This is a genomic window from Streptomyces tyrfis, from assembly GCF_037034285.1.
Classification (GTDB): domain Bacteria; phylum Actinomycetota; class Actinomycetes; order Streptomycetales; family Streptomycetaceae; genus Streptomyces.
Genome location: NZ_JBAGJZ010000004.1, coordinates 179,132 through 194,211, shown reverse-complemented (window position 1 = coordinate 194,211; position 15,080 = coordinate 179,132). Strand labels below are relative to the sequence as shown.

The following is a 15,080-nucleotide window of genomic DNA, read 5'->3' as shown; positions in this document are numbered from 1 at the left end:
TTCCGCCCACTGCCTCCGCGTCCTTTCCGGCCCGTCCAGTATGGCGGCCCGGCCGCGCGGATTGTACGCGGCGGGCGGCCGCCGGGAGCGGGGCGGCGGAAGCACACCGGAGGGGACCGGCGCGCCCCGGCCGGGCATCGGCCGGAGCGCGGGCCCGGCGGGCCCGGGCGCCGCCGCTCCGGCGGAGGTTCTCCGGCGCCGCTCCTCCGGCGGCGGTTCACTTGCGGGCGACGAACCCCCACTGGTCGACCGGCTCGGCGTCGCCGTCGCCCGGCTCGGGACGCCAGAGGGAGATGGAGCCGAAGCCCGGCTCGACCAGTTCCATCCCCTCTGCACTGGCGAGGATCTCCTCGGGCCGCCGTACCAGGTACGGCGGTGTGTCCCCGGCCGCGTACGCCTCCTGCGCGGCCAGCGTCTGCGGGGTGGCGACCGTGTCGCAGAGCACCAGATGGCTGCCCGCCGCCAAGCCGTCCAGGTAACGGCGCAGCAGGTCGATGCCGGTCCGGGGCTCGACGTGTCCCAGCGTGGACAGCACCAGGACGGCCACCGGCCGCGTCAGGTCCAGGGTGCGGGCGGCTTCCCGGAGCACCCCCTCGGCGTCCAGCATGTCCGCGTGCACGTAGTCCGTCATCCCGTCCGGGGCGCTCGTCAGCAGCGCACGGGCGTGGGCCAGTACCAGCGGGTCGTTGTCGACGTAGACGATGCGCGCCTCCGGCCGGACGCGCTGCGCGACCTCGTGGGTGCTGTTCTGGACGGGGAGCCCGGTGCCGATGTCCAGGAACTGGGTGATCCCCGCCTCCCCCGCCAGGTACCGCACCGCGCGGCCCTGGAACGCCCGTGAGGCGCGGGCGAGTTCGCGGGTCTGCGGGTAGCTGGCGATGACCTGGTCTCCCAGCCGCTGGTCCACCGGGTAGTGGTCCTTGCCGCCTATCCAGTAGTTCCAGACCCGGGCGGAGTGCGGAACGCCGCTGCGGATCCTGGCTTCGAGTCCGGGACCGTCGGTCACGTGCAACCTCGTTTCGTGTCGTGCATGTCGCGGCGGATCCATGCGCCGGGGCGGGACGCCCGCCTCTCCCCCGGTCTCCCCGCACCCACCGCGTGTCCACGGTCCGCCCGATCGAACTCGTCCACGGGCGCGGGGACTTCGGACACCGCGATCGGCCCGGCGGGAACGGGTCCGGGACCACGAGGATACCGGTGCCGTCCCGAACTCGGCTTCCGGGCAAGGCGATCGCGGCGGGCGCTTCCGTCCGCGAGCCGGACCGTCGCCCGGTCCGCGTGCCTCGCGTCCGTGGACCGGCCCGGTCCGCGTGCCTCGCGTCCGTCGGTCGTGGCGGCGTGTCGTGCGCCTGTCGGTCGTGCCCGCCCGCCGTGCGTTTGCCGGTCAGTCGTGGGGGACGACCGCGACGGGACAGCGCGCGTGGTGGAGGGCGGCCTGCGCCACCGGGCCCAGATGCGGCGCGAGCGGGCGGCGGTGCCGACGCCGGCCGACGACCAGCAGACCGGCGCCCTCGGCGGCCTGGACGGCGGCCTTGGCGGGGCTGACGAGCGCGGTGGCGTCGATGACCTCCACCGCCGGGAATCTCTCGCGCCAGGGCCGCAGGGTCCGGTCCAGGTCCTTCCGCGCCTCCCCGGCGATCGCCTCCGCCACCTCGTGGTCCACGCCCCAGGGCACGTACGCGTCGATCGGCAGGCTCCGGCCGTGCACGGCGCGCAGCGGCCCGCCCCGCGCGGCGGCGGTCTCGAAGGCGAACCGGAGCAGTTCGTCGCAGGGGCCGTGCAGTTTGAGCGCCACGACCACACCGCCGGACGTGGCGGGGGCGGGGGCGGGCCGCCCGCCGTCCCGGGTCTCCGCCGCGCGCACCAGGACCACGGGCCGTTCGGCGCGGGACACGACGGGCATGCTGATGTCACCGAGGAAGTAGCTCTGGACGGGCACCAGACCCCGGGAGCCGAGCACGGTCATCTCCGACTCCGCCGCGGCCCGCAGCAGGGCGTGCTCGGCGTCGTCGGCGACCAGACTGCCGATGACGGAGAGACCCGGGTGATGCGCCTGGATCTCCGCCTTCGCGTGGTGCACGATCCGCCGCGCCCAGTAGTTCTGGTCCATCTCGGCGGGCACATGGGTCGGCTCCGGCGCCAGCAGGGGCCAGGCGTGCAGCAGCCGCAGCGCGAGCCCGCGCCGTCGGGCCTCGTCGGCGGCCCAGTGGGCGGCGGCCAGACTCTCCGGGGAGGCGTCGAGGCCGACGGTGACGACTGGCTCCATGAGGACTGCCTCCGTCTCGCGAGAAGCCGGAACGACGGTGTGCGTGCCGTCCGGGTGTCCGGCCCCGAAGGCGGGCCGGACACCCGGACGGACGGGCGGACGCCTGTGCCGGACGCGCCCGCGCGCGCCGGTCCCGGCGTGTGCGCCGAGCGCGTCGTGTGCGCCGCTCCTTCGAGAAGTACCCCAGAACCTCCGGGGCCGCATGCGGAAGTCCGCCCGGCGTCCCGGCGTGCGACGGCGGTGGGCGATGCCGGGCCGTGGGCGGGACCGTGGGTGTGGCGGGGCCGTGGGCTCACATCCCGTTGGACGCGCTGCGGACGTCGTCGTCGGTCCGGTAGGCGATGTGCTCGTGCACGGACACCACACCGTCCACACTGGCGCAGAGCCGTTCGATGACCGGGATCACGCTCTTGAACTCGACGGATCCGCCGAGGCCCACCTGCCCCTCCCGGACCTCGACCGTGACCGACGCGGGGGCCAGCCCCAGCGTCTGCTGGAGCACGTCGTGGTCGATCTCCTCGCGGATGGCGTCGTCGTCGCGGAGGAAGACCCGGAGCAGGTCCCTGCGGCTCACGATGCCCAGCAGCCGGTCCGTCTCGTCCACCACGGGCAGCCGTTTCACGTCCTGCACCTCCATGAGGCGGGCCGCCTCGACCACGGTCCACTCCGGGCGCGCGCACACGGCGGGACCCGACATCAGCTCCTCCGCCCTGGCCCCCTCCGCCTTGGCCCGTTCCCACGCCTCGACGTGCGGGACCGGCGTCAGTCCTGACGGGTCGGCCCGGTCGGCGGACTTGCGCAGCAGATCGGCCTCGGACACCACGCCCATCGGACGGTCCTGCTCGTCCACCACGGGCACCGCGGTGACACCGTGCGACGCCAGCAGCTCGACGATCTCCTTGAACGGCAGATCGCGCCGCGCCCGGACGACGTCCCGGGTCATGAGCTCTGCAACCGTGCGGTGACGCATACGACTCCCCCTTCGGGGTGTGACGGCCGGCGGTGGCCGGGTGTCGAGCGGATCGGGTACCGGGCGACCGGGCCTACCGGGTCCGTCCCCGGAGGCCGAAACCCTCCGGGGACGGGCCCGGTCGGCCCCAGGGCATTGTGCTTTCCGCGCCGCGCGACGGCACGCCGTGCGTGGCAGTGTGCGTACGGACCCGCCGGCGCCCGGCCGGATCCTCACCCGACCGGCCCGGACCCGGCGCGTGCGGCGCCCCGCTGGCCCGTGATGTGCGGGAGGCCGATAGTGGAGGGAAGAAGGCCGGCCCGGCGCGGGTGCGGTGCGGCACGCGTGTGGACCGCGCCCCGGGTGGACGGCGCGGCGGGAGGGAGGGTGCCGTCGATGTCGAAGGCCACGAGCACCGACCTCTACGAGGTCACCATGGCCCGGTCCTATCTGCGCGAGGGCATGACCGGGCCGGCCACGTTCAGCCTGTTCGTACGCGCTCTGCCGCCGGACCGGGGGTTCCTGGTCGGCGCCGGGCTGGAGTCGGTGCTCGCCTTTCTGTCCGACTACCGGGTGGACGCGGAGGACGTGGCCGCCTTCGCCTCCGTCACCGGGCAGTCCTGCGAGGACATGGCCCCGCTGCTGGGCCTGGAGTTCGAGGGCGAGGTCCGGGCGGTGCCCGAGGGACGCGTCGTGCTGGCCGGTGAGCCCCTGCTGGAGGTCACCGCCCCGCTCCCGCAGGCCCAGCTCGTCGAGACGTACGTGCTCAACCAGGTCAGCCACCAGACCGCCGTGGCCTCCAAGTGCGCCCGGTGCGTGCTGGCGGCCGACGGCCGCCCGGTCGTGGACTTCTCCCTGCGCCGGACGCACGGCATCGAGGCCGGGCACCAGGCCGCCCGGCTGGGGGCGATGGTGGGCTTCGCCGGGACCAGCGACGTGGCGGCCGCGCACGCCGAGGGGCTGACCGCGGTCGGCACGATGGCACATTCGTACATCGAGGCGTTCGATTCCGAGGAGGAGGCGTTCCGGGCCTTCGCCCGGTCCCGGCCCGGTCCGGTGACCCTCCTCGTCGACACCTACGACACCGTGGCGGGCGTGGAGACGGCGGCCGGGGTGCTGCGCGAGCTGGGGCTGGGCCCGGGGTGCGCCGTCCGGCTCGACAGCGGGGACCTCGGGGCCCTGGCCGTCAGGGCACGGGCCGTCCTGGACGCCGCCGGGCTCCCGGAGACCCGGATCGTGGCCAGCGGCGGCCTCGACGAGTACGCGGTCGACGAGCTGGTCCGCGCGGGGGCGCCGATCGACGTGTTCGCGGTCGGCACCCGGATCGGGGTCTCCGCGGACGCCCCCTACCTGGATTCGGCGTACAAGCTGGTCGAGTACGACGGCCGGCCGGTGATGAAGCTCTCGTCGGCCAAGGTGTCGGCGCCGGGCCGCAAACAGGTGTACCGGCGGCCCGGCCGGGCGGATCTCATCGCCCTCGCCGACGAGCCCGCGCCGCCCGGCGGGGCGCCGCTGCTGGAGCCGGTCATGCGGGGCGGTCGCAGGACATCGCCCCGCACCGGGACGGCCGAGGCCCGGCGGCGGTTCACCGCGGACCTCGCGGCGCTGCCGGCCCGGGCCCGTGCCCTGCGGGCGCCCGCCGAGCCGAGGACGGAGCTCTCCGACCGCCTCCGCTCCCTCACCTCGGAGGTCCGCCGGCGCATCGAGGCGCGCCTCCCGGCGGAGGGCGGCGGGTCCGCCCCGCGGGGCCGGGCGGGCCGGCACGGGGAGACGTCGGATCCCGCCGACCGGCGCGAGGGGACGCCCGGCCGCGCCGACCGGCGCGGGACCGGCGGCCCCGTGCCGGAGGGGCCCATGACCGCACAGGGCCGGACGGATGCGCGGCGGGGGCCGGTCGGCCCCTGCCCATGAGCCGGTCCTGCGGCGATGCTGACCTCGGATCACACCCACTGGAGGCTGTCGATGAGCACTTCTCCGACCCGTGTCACCGCTCTGCCCGCCCAGTACCGCACCCGATTGCTGCGTGTCGGCCGGGAGGTCAACTTCGACCAGGGGGTCCGCCTCTTCGACGAGGGGGACTTCGCGGACCGCTTCTGGATCCTGCGCTCGGGCGCCGTCACGCTGGACTTCCGTGTCCCGGGCGGCCGCCCGGCCGCGATCGAGAACCTCGGGCCCGGCGAACTGGTTGGCTGGTCCTGGCTCTTCGAGCCGTATCTGTGGCATCTCGGAGCGGAGACGATGACTCCGGTCCGCACCCACGAGTTCGACGCGGCGACCATCCGCATGATGATGGACGCGGACCCGTCCTTCGGCTCCGCCATCGGCCACTGGGTCGGGCAGGTCCTCGCCCACCGGCTCCAGGCCGCCCGGGTCCGCCTGCTCGACCTCTACGCCCCGCACGGCGGCGGGGCGGCGTGAACACACGGCCGGGGGCCTCCTGACCGTGCCGCCCGGCCTCGGCCCGAGGCCTCCGCGCCGCGCACTTTGCCGGTCGTGACCGGACGCCCTCACCGACCGGTGACCGACCGGCTCCGGCCGCGGCCCTCGTGCAGGGCGCGTACGCCGTGCCGGGCACCGCGCCGGGCACTCCGCGCGGCGGTCCCGTCACTCCGCGTCGTCGCGCCCGGCGGGCCGCCGGGGAATGAGCTGCACCGGGCAGTGCGCGTGGTGCACGAGGCTGTGGGTGACCCGGCCGAGGGTGGGGCCGATGTAGCCGGGTGACCGCCGTCCGCCCATCACCAGCAGATCGGCGTGGCGTGACGCCTCCACCAGGACCCCGGCCGCGTTCAGGCTCTTCTCCGTGTCCGTCCGGACGTCCAGCGCCGGGAACTCGTCGCGGATCCGGTCCGTGAGAGCGTTCAGACGCCGGACGCGCTCGGCCACGACGGTGTCGACCGTGTCGAGCATCGGCGCGGCGGTCCCGGCGGCTCCGAAGACGTTCCACACGTGCAGCAGCCGCAGCGACGCCCCGCGGATCTCCGCCTCGCACGCCGCGTACCGGACGCAGGCGGCGTCGTGCTCGTCGCGGACCGCCGCCAGCACGGTTCCGGTGGCCGGCGCGTCGTCCGCGCCCCTGACCACCACGACGGGGGTCGTGGCGCCCGCGGCGGTCCTCAGCCCGACGGATCCGAGCATGAGGTAGGCGAACCCGCCCAGGCCCCGGCTGCCGACCACGACGGTGCCGCGCAGCCCGGCGGTCCGCTGGAGGCTGGGCACGGGGGCGCCGCGGCCGAGTTCCGTGGTGACGCGCAGACCGGGGAAGCGCTCCGCGACCAGGGCGACGGTCTCCCGCAGCAGTTCGCGCCCCGCGAGGCGCACCCGCTCGATGCCGTCCGCCGGGAGGTAGAGACTGCGCCCGTCCGTGTCCGCCGCGTACACGATGTGCAGCAGGGTGTCACGGCGGACCGCCTCGTCGGCCGCCCACAGCACCGCCCGGCGGGCCGGTGCGGAGCCGTCGACGCCGACCACGACGGAGCCCAGTACGGGACGGCCTGTGGTGCCTTCCATGGTTTCTCCTCGCCGGGTGGCGCCGCCGGGGCGCGCCGGTCGGTGGGGTGTTCGGTGTGCCGGCCCCGGGCGTCGCGGGCCCGCGGGAGCCGCTCGCCGGGCGGGGGCCGGTCGGGTGGTCGTCCGCGCCGCCCCGCCGGCGTCTGCGGGGTGTGCGGGGCGTGTGCGCGCCGGACGCCCCGGAGAACGCCGAGGGGTTTCCGCACGGCCTCCGGCCGCCTTCGCGGGGCCCGCCGGGCGCCGTGCTTCGTCCGGCTTCTTCATTCTCGGGCCCGGGCGGGACGGGCGCGCGCCGTGGCCCCGCACCCGACGCGCCCGGGCGGACCGGCCCCCGACCGGGTCCGGTCGGCCCCTGGTACCGGTGGCACGGGGGTGCGAGGGTGAGCACGATGTCCCCATGGCCGGCGCCGCGGCCCGCGCGGCCCGCGGCGCCGGCCTCGCCCCGACCGGTCCGCCGGTCGCGCACACGCACCGAGGAAGTGACATGACCTCCGTCCGGTACACCGTCCAGGACGTGATGACCAAGACCGTCGTCACCGCCGCCCCCGACACGGAATTCAAGACGATCGTCACGGCGATGGAGCGGTCGAAGGTCACCGCGCTGCCGGTGGTCGACGGCACGAACCGCCTCCTCGGCGTCGTCTCCGAGGCCGATCTGCTGCTGAAGGAGGAGTTCCACGGACGCCGGATCGGTCTGATCGAGCAGATGGAGCGTCTGGGCGACACCGCCCGGGCGGGCTCGGTCCGGGCCGGGGACCTGATGACGAGCCCGGCGGTGACGGTGCGGGCCGACGTGCCGCTCGCTCAGGCCGCCCGTCTCATGGCCGAGCGGTGTGTGAAACGCCTCCCGGTGGTGGACGACGGCGGCCGGCTGGAGGGCATCGTCAGCCGCGCCGATCTCCTCAGGGTCTTCCTGCGGTCCGACGACGACCTCGCCGACGAGGTGCGCCGCGAGGTCGTCGACCGGCTGTTCCCGGCCGCGCGCGGCTCGGTGACGGTCGACGTCGCCCAGGGTGTGGTCACCCTCTCCGGGCGCATCCACGACACCTCCCTGATCCCCGTCGCGGCGCGCCTGGCCCAGTCGGTGGAGGGTGTGGTCGACGTGGACTGCCGGCTCGGAGGAACCCCCTCCGTCTGAGCCCGGGGCACGGCGTTTCCCGTACGCGCCCGGGCCTCCGGCGGCCCGGGCCGGCGGCGCGGGACGAGGTGAACGCGGGGAGGGGCCCGGCGGGCCCGTGCGCCGCACGTCCCGGTGGCACACCCTGGAACCAGGGACGACCTGGCGACGGCTGAGCCCGGGAAGGGGGCGGCCGCGACGGCGGGCCCACCGGCGGACCGGAAGCCGGCGAGGAAACGGAACCGGAGCCCCTGAGGAGCGGGCGGATCCCCCATGACGGATCCCACCTAAGGACGTGTGCGCCATGATGCGTGGAGTGAGTCATTCGCCGGACGGCAGGCCGGGCCGGGCTCCGGCGGGCGAGCTGGGCCGCCGGGCGGCGCTGCGCCGGGAAGAGCTCGGACTGAGCCGCGAGGAGGTGGCCGAACGGGCCGGCTCGGCGCCGGGTTACCTCCAGTACGTCGAGGAGCAGCAGTCGACGCCCGGCATCGGGTTCCTGCTGCGGCTGGCCGAGGCGCTGGAGACCACGGTGGCCGAGCTGACCGGGTGCACCGCGGAGCTGCCGCCCGGTCTGGGCCGCGCCGGCTATCACACGCGGCTGCTCGAACTCGACCCCCGGGAGTGTCACCGGCTGCTGTCGTCGCACGGGGTGGGCCGGATCGGTGTGACCACGGACGAGGGGCCCTCCATCCTTCCGGTCAACTACCTCGTGGACGGCGACCGGATCGCCTACCGGAGCGCCCATGACTCGGTCCCCACCGCCGCCGCCGGCCGGTCGGTCGCCTTCGAGGTGGATCACATCGACGAGGCCCTGAGTCAGGGATGGAGCGTGCTCGTCGTCGGCACGGCGACGGCCGTCGACGACCCCGAGGCAGTGCGGAGGCTGGACGCCCTGGCCCGCACCACGCCGTGGGCCGGCGGCCCGCGGAACGTATGGCTGACGATCACCCCCGAGCGCGTCACCGGACGCCGCATCCACGTCCTGGAGACGCACGCCTCCCACGCGGGCGGCGGCGCCCCGCACGCGCGGCGCTGAACCGGGACCCGGGGCGTCGGGCACACGGCGGTACGACCGCGGCAGACCACGCCACCGGAGCAGTCCAGCGACGCGGAGTCGCCCCATCCGGGGCAGGCTGATGGCGCACGGTACGCGGTGGGCCGGGGAGACCACCGAGCCGGGCCGACAGGGCGCCGGCGCCGTACCCCGTCCGACGAGCACCGGAGATGCGCATGGTGACGAGACGTCGTGTCGTTCAGGCAGCGGTCGGTGGAGCGGCCGCGCTCCTCCCGGTCGGCGCCGCCGCTTCCCGGTTGTGGGCGTCGACCGGGAGGAGCGTTCTCGATCCGCGAAAGGTCGACAAGTACGTGGCGCCTCTCGTCGTCCCGCCGGCCATGCCGCCGGATCACGGCGCGGCCGGGGCCGCGGTCGACCACTACACCATCGGCGTCCGGCAGTTCTGGCAGCAGGTGCTGCCGCCCGGCCTGCCCGCGACCACTGTGTGGGGCTACGGCTCCACCCGTCATCCGGGCACCTTCCACTCCCCCGCGTTCACCATCGAGGCCCGGTCCGGAACGCCGGTACGGGTGCGGTGGAAGAACCAGTTGCGGGACGAACGGGGCAAGTACCTGCCGCATCTGCTGCCGGTCGACCCCACCCTGCACTGGGCGAACCCTCCGGGCGGGGTCCGGGGCCGGGACTCGCGTCCCTCGTTCCGCTCGACCCCCGGTCCGTACACGGGCCCGGTGCCGATCGTGACCCATCTGCACGGCGGGCGGAGCACGGAGGAGAGCGACGGCCACACCGAGGCGTGGTATCTGCCCGACGCCGTCGACCTTCCCGCGGGATTCGCCCGGACCGGCTCCTTCTACGAGGAGTTCAAGGGCATGTCCGAAGCCCGTTTCGGCGAGGTCTGGAACCGGGGGGACGCCGTGTTCCAGTACGCCAACGGGGAACGGGCCTCGACCTTCTGGTTCCACGACCACGCCCTGGGCGTCACGCGCCTGAACGTCTACGCCGGACTGGCCGGGTTCTATCTGCTGCGGGGCGGCGGCGCGGACCTCCCCGAGGGGGTGCTGCCCGGCCCCGCGCCCCGGCCCGGCGATCCGCCCGGCCGGAGGTACTACGAGATACCCGTCGTCGTCCAGGACCGCTCGTTCCACGTCGACGGCAGCCTCCACTACCCGGCGGGGCGCGCCGCCTACGACGGGTTCGAGGGCCCCTACGTCCCGGGCAGCGACATGTCCCCGATCTGGGGACCCGAGTTCTTCGGCGGCGCCATGGTGACCAACGGGAGGACCTGGCCGTTCCTCCGCGTCGAGCCGCGCCGCTACCGCTTCCGGTTCCTCAACGGATGCAATGCGCGGTACCTGATCCTGAAGATCGTCGCCCGTCCGCTCGCCCACCGGCCCGCGCAAGCCGCTCTCCCCTTCTGGCAGATCGGCAGCGAGGGCGGCTTCCTCCCCTCGCCGGTCCAGCTGGAGCAGTTGCTCATCGCCCCCGCCGAACGAGCGGACGTGATCGTCGACTTCGCCTCGCTCCCGGCCGGGACCGAGCTGTATCTCATCAACGAGGGGCCCGACAAGGCGTTCCGGGGCGGGAAGGCCGGGACGGACTTCTCCCCCGCCGACCCGGCCACCACCGGGCAGGTCATGAAGTTCGCGGTCGGGGCGCTCACGGCGCCGGACACGACCGTGCCGCCCTCCCGGCTGTCGCTGCCGTCGTTCGCGCCGCTGGGCGCGGCCGGCCGCGTCCGGCGGCTCGCCCTCACCGAGCAGGCGTCCGCCTCCCTCCCGCACGTGGCCTCGCGCCAGATGCTGCTCGGCACCGTGGACCGGCACGGCGCCGCGGTGCCGATGCACTGGGACGACCCCGTCACGGAGAATCCGGCCCTGGGCGCGACCGAGATCTGGGAGATGCACAACTTCACGGCGGACGCCCACCCGATCCATGTCCACGAGGTCCAGTTCCAGATCGTCGACCGGCGGCGGAACGGCCACCCCGCGCGACCGCCCGAACCGTGGGAGCACGGGTTCAAGGACACGGCGGTCGTCTACCCCGGGGGCGTGACGAGGCTGAAGGCGACGTTCGACCGGCCGGGCCGGTACGTCTGGCACTGTCACATGCTGGAACACGAGGACAACGAGATGATGCGCCCCTTCACCGTCGGATGAGGCGACCCCCGCCGCGTCCCCGCGCCCGCGCGTTCACCGTCGTACGCGGGGCATCCCCAGGCCGATCCAGGAGATGATCTCGCGCTGGATCTCGTTGTTGCCGCCGCCGAAGGTGAAGACGACGGCGGACCGGTAGCCGCGTTCGAGTTCGCCGTGCAGCACCGCGCCCGCGGAGCCCTCCTTGAGGGGGGCCGCCGAGCCCACGGCCTCCATCAGCCAGGCGTAGGCGTCGCGGCGGGCCTCGGAGCCGTAGACCTTGACGGCGGAGGCGTCCTGCGGGGTGAGGGTCCCGTCCTGGAGGGCGGACACCATCCGCCAGTTGAGCAGTTTCATGGCGTCGAGCCTGGTGTGGGTGCGGGCGAGCAGGCCGCGGACCCAGCCGAGGTCGATGACGCGGCGGCCGTCGGCGAGCCGCGTCTCCGAGGCCCAGCGCTGGACGTCGTGGAGGGCGCGGATCGCCATGGTGCCGTGGGCGGCGAGGGTGACGCGCTCGTGGTTGAGCTGATTGGTGATCAGGCGCCAGCCCTGGTTCTCCTCGCCGACGCGGTGGGAGACGGGGACGCGGACGTCCTCGTAGTAGCCGGCGGTGGTGTCGTGGGAGGCGAGGGTGTTGATCACGGTGCAGGAGTAGCCGGGGGCCGAGGTCGGGACCAGCAGCATGGTGATGCCCTTGTGCGGGGGCGCGTCCGGGTCGGTGCGGACGGCGAGCCACACCCAGTCCGCGGTGTCGCCGTTGGTGGTCCAGATCTTCTGCCCGTTGACGACATAGGCGTCGCCGTCGCGGACGGCCCGGGTCCTGAGCGCGGCGAGGTCGGTGCCCGCGTCGGGTTCGCTGTAGCCGATGGCGAAGTCGATCTCCCCGGCGAGGATCTTCGGCAGGAAGTACGTCTTCTGCTCGTCGGTGCCGAACCGCATGAGCGTCGGGCCGACGGTGTTGAGGGCCATCAGCGGCAGCGGCACGCCCGCCTGGGCCGCCTCGTCGAAGAAGACGAACTGTTCGACCGGGGTCAGGCCGCGGCCTCCGTACTCCCGGGGCCAGCCGACGCCGAGCCAGCCGTCGGCGCCCAGCCGTCGGATCGTCTCGCGATAGAACATCTTCTGCGCGGCGGTGTCGGCGTACCGGACGGAGGCGTCGCCCGGGACCAGCGTGGCGAAGTAGGCGCGCAGTTCCGCGCGTAACTGCTGCTGTTCAGGCGTGTATTCGAGGTGCACGGCCCCTCCGGGAGTCTCGCGGTCGCGTCGCTCGTGTGCGGCGGCGCACAGAGTAGAACGCGTTGCAGGAATCCGGAAGGGCCGCGACGGTCTCCGTCGGCGGTCAGCGCTTGACGGCGCGCAGGACGACGAACTTCGGGTTGCCCGCGACGGTGTCGCAGTCGCCGAAGAGGCGGCGCAGCCGGATGTGGTGGCCGAGGTGCCGGTTGCCGACCACCCACAGCTCCCCGCCGGGCCGCAGCGCGGCGCGGGCGCCCCGGAACATGGCGCGGGCCGTGGCGTCGGTGGTGGCCTGGTGGGAGTGGAACGGCGGGTTGTTGAGCACCAGGTCCACACTGCCGGGCGGCATGTCCGACAGCCCGTCGCCGACCACGAAGGCGGCTTCGGCTCCCGGCCCGGCGTTGGCCCGGAAGGTCTCCTCGGCGGAGGCGACCGCCTGGTAGGACTCGTCGATGAACGTGACCGTCGCCTCGGGGTTGGCGAGCGCGGCGGACAGCCCGACGACGCCGTTGCCGCAGCCGAGGTCGACGACCCGGTCGGGTCCGCTGCGCGCCGGGAGGTGGCCGAGGAAGAAGCGGGTGCCGATGTCGAGGCGGTCGGCGCAGAAGACCCCGGCGTGGTTGGTGACCGTCCGCCCGGAGACCGGGCCGATGCCCTGGGGCAGCTCGTACCGGTACGGCCAGGGGCTGGGCGTACGGGCTCTCGCCGGGTCGGGGGCGCACAGGACGAGCCGGGCCTTGCGGACCGCCAGGGAGGTGCGGGTCGGGCCGAGGATCCGCTCGAAGAGCCCGAGGGTGGAGGTGTGGATCTCCTTGACCATGCCGGCGCCGATGACGACGGTGCCGGCGTGCACGGCCGGGGCGAGCCGGTGCAGCTGGTCCTCCAGGAGCGCGAGGCTCTTCGGGACACGCACCAGCAGGACGTCGACGCGGTCGGGCGGCGCGTCCCTGGTCGACAGCAGGCGCACGGCGTCCGCGCCGAGGCCGTTGCGCTCCAGGTTGGCCCGGGTGGCCCGCTGCGCCAGGCAGGAGTCGGTGATCTGGGTGACACGGCCGGCCCCGCGTCCGGCGAGGGCGGTGGACAGGGCGCCCCAGCGGTCGCCCACCACGACCACGTCGCCCGAAAGATCGGCCGGTTCCGCCCCGTCCTCCCCCGCCAGCCGCCGCAGCAGGTATTCGTCGGCGGCGTCCCAGGCGCGGAACGGGTCGCGCGGGTGCTCGGGGAAGCGGGCCAGCTCGTACGCGGCCCCTGACGTCGTCAAACGGTTCATCGTGCACCCAGGCTAGCCGAGCCGCGGGGGGGCGTCCGCACGCTCCCCGCGACCGGCCGCCGGGTCCTGTTCTCCGAGGGCGCCCGCGGCTTCTCCGGGACCCGCCACCCCCGGTACGGCCGCCTTCGCTACGGCAGGGCCTTGTCGATCGCCGAGCGGCCCTCCTCGGCGAGCCTTCGCTCGGCCCACCGGAGGTTCTCCGGGGTCAGGTCCCGCCCTGAGGCGAGCACCAGGTCCTCTGCGGACGGATCGTCGCTGCCTCCCGTGTGCAAGAGGGTGTCGGGGGTCGGGCCCCGCGTCGCGGATGTGGATTCGGGCTCGTCGCTCATGCCGCCTCCTCGTCCTTTCCGTCATTCTCACGCCGCGCCCGGCCCCCCGCATCCGATGCCGCGACGCCCGCCCGGGCGGCGGGAACGGCCCGCGGACGATCACTCACTTGACCTGCACATGATAGGTACACAGCGTTCACACCCGGGTCACGGTGCGTGTGGAAGGCTCCCGCTGACCACCCACCGCACGACCGTCGCGGCGCCGATCCCCACCCCATGGCCGGTGCCGCGGCGCTCGTATGCCCGGAGAGGACCAGCCCCCACATGCCCCGTCTTCCGCTTCGCCGCCGGCGTCCGCTGCTGGCGGCGTTCGCCGCGTTCGCGGTGCTCGCCGGCACCGCGGCCGCCGCGCCGGCCGCCACCGCCCGGACCGCCCCCGCCGCGACCACCCTCCAGACCCTCGACGACACGTACTACCGGGACGCGATCGGCAAGTCAGGCCCCACTCTCAAGAGCGCCCTGCACACGATCATCAGCAAGCAGTCCAAGATCTCCTACAGCCAGGTCTGGGACGCGCTCAAGAACACGGACCAGGATCCCGCCAACTCCTCCAACGTGCTTCTCGTCTACTCGGGCCGCTCGGTGCCCAAGAACAACAACGGCGGCTCGGTGGGCCAGTGGAACCGCGAGCACGTCTGGGCCAAGTCGCACGGCGACTTCGGCACCGCCACCGGCCCCGGCACCGACGTCCACCACCTGCGGGCCGAGGACGTCCAGGTCAACTCCATCCGTGGCAACAAGGACTTCGACAACGGCGGCAGCCCGGTCAGCGGGGCTCCGGGCAGCTACACGGACAGCGACTCCTTCGAGCCGCGCGACGCCGCCAAGGGCGACGTGGCCCGCATGATCCTCTACATGGCGGTGCGCTACGAGGGCGGCGACGGCTTCCCCGACCTCGAACCCAACGAGCGGGTTTCCAACGGCTCGGCGCCGAACATCGGCCGTCTGTCCGTCCTGAAGGCGTGGGCCGAGCAGGACCCGCCGGACGCCTTCGAGAAGCGGCGCAACGACGTCATATACGACCAGTACCAGCACAACCGGAACCCGTTCATCGACCACCCCGAGTGGGTCGACTCCATCTGGTAGGACGCGGCCGCCGGATCCGCGGCCGCCGGCGTCCGCCCGCACCGGGCGCCCCGTCGGCGGCCGCGCCCCGTCAGCCGCACGGCCCCCGTCAGGCGTGCGGGCCCACGGGACCGCTGGGACACTGGAGAGGACCCCGCAGGGCGCGAGAAGCCCCGGGGAGCTGGTCCCCCGCG

General features: G+C 74.3%; 13 protein-coding genes. 6 read left to right on the top strand and 7 right to left on the bottom strand.

Annotation, left to right across the window (positions count from 1 at the left end):
• Positions 1-217: 217 nt before the first annotated feature.
• The 3 genes from WA762_RS05140 to WA762_RS05130 all read right to left on the bottom strand — a co-directional run bounded on the left by WA762_RS05140 (position 218) and on the right by WA762_RS05130 (position 3,236).
• Complete coding sequence (locus tag WA762_RS05140) at positions 218-1,006, bottom strand: SAM-dependent methyltransferase (protein ID WP_335933253.1); 789 nt, start codon at positions 1,004-1,006, stop codon at positions 218-220.
• A 378-nt stretch (positions 1,007-1,384) separates the two neighbouring features.
• Positions 1,385-2,266, bottom strand: a complete 882-nt coding sequence (locus tag WA762_RS05135) for a universal stress protein (protein WP_335933251.1) — start codon at positions 2,264-2,266, stop codon at positions 1,385-1,387.
• Positions 2,267-2,558: 292 nt separating this feature from the next.
• Entirely contained in the window at positions 2,559-3,236 is a 678-nt protein-coding gene (locus WA762_RS05130; RefSeq protein ID WP_335933250.1) for a CBS domain-containing protein, read from the bottom strand.
• Between the two features lie 375 nt (positions 3,237-3,611).
• Here WA762_RS05130 and WA762_RS05125 point away from each other — a divergent pair, with 375 nt between their 5' ends.
• Together WA762_RS05125 and WA762_RS05120 are read left to right on the top strand one after the other, a co-directional pair.
• Positions 3,612-5,126: a nicotinate phosphoribosyltransferase gene (locus WA762_RS05125; RefSeq protein ID WP_335933249.1), complete on the top strand. Its 1,515-nt coding sequence runs from the start codon at positions 3,612-3,614 to the stop codon at positions 5,124-5,126.
• 51 nt (positions 5,127-5,177) lie between these two features.
• Positions 5,178-5,633 (top strand): Crp/Fnr family transcriptional regulator, encoded by a 456-nt coding sequence (locus WA762_RS05120; protein WP_335933247.1) that lies wholly within the window; start codon positions 5,178-5,180, stop codon positions 5,631-5,633.
• Between the two features lie 186 nt (positions 5,634-5,819).
• Here WA762_RS05120 and WA762_RS05115 read toward each other — a convergent pair whose 3' ends face one another.
• Complete coding sequence (locus WA762_RS05115) at positions 5,820-6,722, bottom strand: universal stress protein (RefSeq protein ID WP_335933245.1); 903 nt, start codon at positions 6,720-6,722, stop codon at positions 5,820-5,822.
• 484 nt (positions 6,723-7,206) lie between these two features.
• On the opposite strand from WA762_RS05115, the gene WA762_RS05110 reads away from it, so the two are divergent.
• The 3 genes from WA762_RS05110 to WA762_RS05100 all read left to right on the top strand — a co-directional run bounded on the left by WA762_RS05110 (position 7,207) and on the right by WA762_RS05100 (position 11,010).
• A complete protein-coding gene (locus WA762_RS05110) occupies positions 7,207-7,860 on the top strand; it encodes a CBS domain-containing protein (protein WP_335933243.1) in 654 nt (217 codons plus the stop codon).
• Positions 7,861-8,146: 286 nt separating this feature from the next.
• Positions 8,147-8,875, top strand: a complete 729-nt coding sequence (locus WA762_RS05105; RefSeq protein WP_443080517.1) for a helix-turn-helix domain-containing protein — start codon at positions 8,147-8,149, stop codon at positions 8,873-8,875.
• A gap of 194 nt (positions 8,876-9,069) precedes the next feature.
• The gene (locus WA762_RS05100) at positions 9,070-11,010 is read left to right on the top strand and encodes a multicopper oxidase family protein (protein WP_335933240.1); all 1,941 of its coding nucleotides are present in this window, start codon (positions 9,070-9,072) and stop codon (positions 11,008-11,010) included.
• 33 nt (positions 11,011-11,043) lie between these two features.
• On the opposite strand, the gene WA762_RS05095 is transcribed toward WA762_RS05100, so the two are convergent.
• From WA762_RS05095 to WA762_RS05085, 3 genes are all read right to left on the bottom strand, one after another.
• Positions 11,044-12,222, bottom strand: coding sequence for an acyl-CoA dehydrogenase family protein (locus WA762_RS05095; protein ID WP_335933238.1), 1,179 nt, complete (start codon positions 12,220-12,222; stop codon positions 11,044-11,046).
• Between the two features lie 103 nt (positions 12,223-12,325).
• The gene (locus WA762_RS05090; RefSeq protein ID WP_335933237.1) at positions 12,326-13,492 is read right to left on the bottom strand and encodes a methyltransferase; all 1,167 of its coding nucleotides are present in this window, start codon (positions 13,490-13,492) and stop codon (positions 12,326-12,328) included.
• 128 nt (positions 13,493-13,620) lie between these two features.
• The gene (locus WA762_RS05085; protein ID WP_335933236.1) at positions 13,621-13,821 is read right to left on the bottom strand and encodes a hypothetical protein; all 201 of its coding nucleotides are present in this window, start codon (positions 13,819-13,821) and stop codon (positions 13,621-13,623) included.
• A gap of 264 nt (positions 13,822-14,085) precedes the next feature.
• Between WA762_RS05085 and WA762_RS05080 the strand changes: the two genes are divergently transcribed.
• Positions 14,086-14,907: an endonuclease I family protein gene (locus WA762_RS05080; RefSeq protein WP_335933235.1), complete on the top strand. Its 822-nt coding sequence runs from the start codon at positions 14,086-14,088 to the stop codon at positions 14,905-14,907.
• The last annotated feature ends 173 nt before the right edge of the window (positions 14,908-15,080 follow it).

What these genes read in the sequence shown, in the direction of transcription:
- WA762_RS05100 (WP_335933240.1), top strand. Translation starts at nt 9,070, where the DNA reads ATGGTGACGAGACGTCGTGTCGTTCAGGCAGCGGTCGGTGGAGCGGCC.
- WA762_RS05130 (WP_335933250.1), bottom strand. Translation starts at nt 3,236, where the DNA reads ATGCGTCACCGCACGGTTGCAGAGCTCATGACCCGGGACGTCGTCCGG.
- WA762_RS05120 (WP_335933247.1), top strand. Translation starts at nt 5,178, where the DNA reads ATGAGCACTTCTCCGACCCGTGTCACCGCTCTGCCCGCCCAGTACCGC.
- WA762_RS05125 (WP_335933249.1), top strand. Translation starts at nt 3,612, where the DNA reads ATGTCGAAGGCCACGAGCACCGACCTCTACGAGGTCACCATGGCCCGG.
- WA762_RS05110 (WP_335933243.1), top strand. Translation starts at nt 7,207, where the DNA reads ATGACCTCCGTCCGGTACACCGTCCAGGACGTGATGACCAAGACCGTC.
- WA762_RS05090 (WP_335933237.1), bottom strand. Translation starts at nt 13,492, where the DNA reads ATGAACCGTTTGACGACGTCAGGGGCCGCGTACGAGCTGGCCCGCTTC.
- WA762_RS05085 (WP_335933236.1), bottom strand. Translation starts at nt 13,821, where the DNA reads ATGAGCGACGAGCCCGAATCCACATCCGCGACGCGGGGCCCGACCCCC.
- WA762_RS05115 (WP_335933245.1), bottom strand. Translation starts at nt 6,722, where the DNA reads ATGGAAGGCACCACAGGCCGTCCCGTACTGGGCTCCGTCGTGGTCGGC.
- WA762_RS05080 (WP_335933235.1), top strand. Translation starts at nt 14,086, where the DNA reads ATGCCCCGTCTTCCGCTTCGCCGCCGGCGTCCGCTGCTGGCGGCGTTC.
- WA762_RS05135 (WP_335933251.1), bottom strand. Translation starts at nt 2,266, where the DNA reads ATGGAGCCAGTCGTCACCGTCGGCCTCGACGCCTCCCCGGAGAGTCTG.
- WA762_RS05105 (WP_443080517.1), top strand. Translation starts at nt 8,147, where the DNA reads ATGCGTGGAGTGAGTCATTCGCCGGACGGCAGGCCGGGCCGGGCTCCG.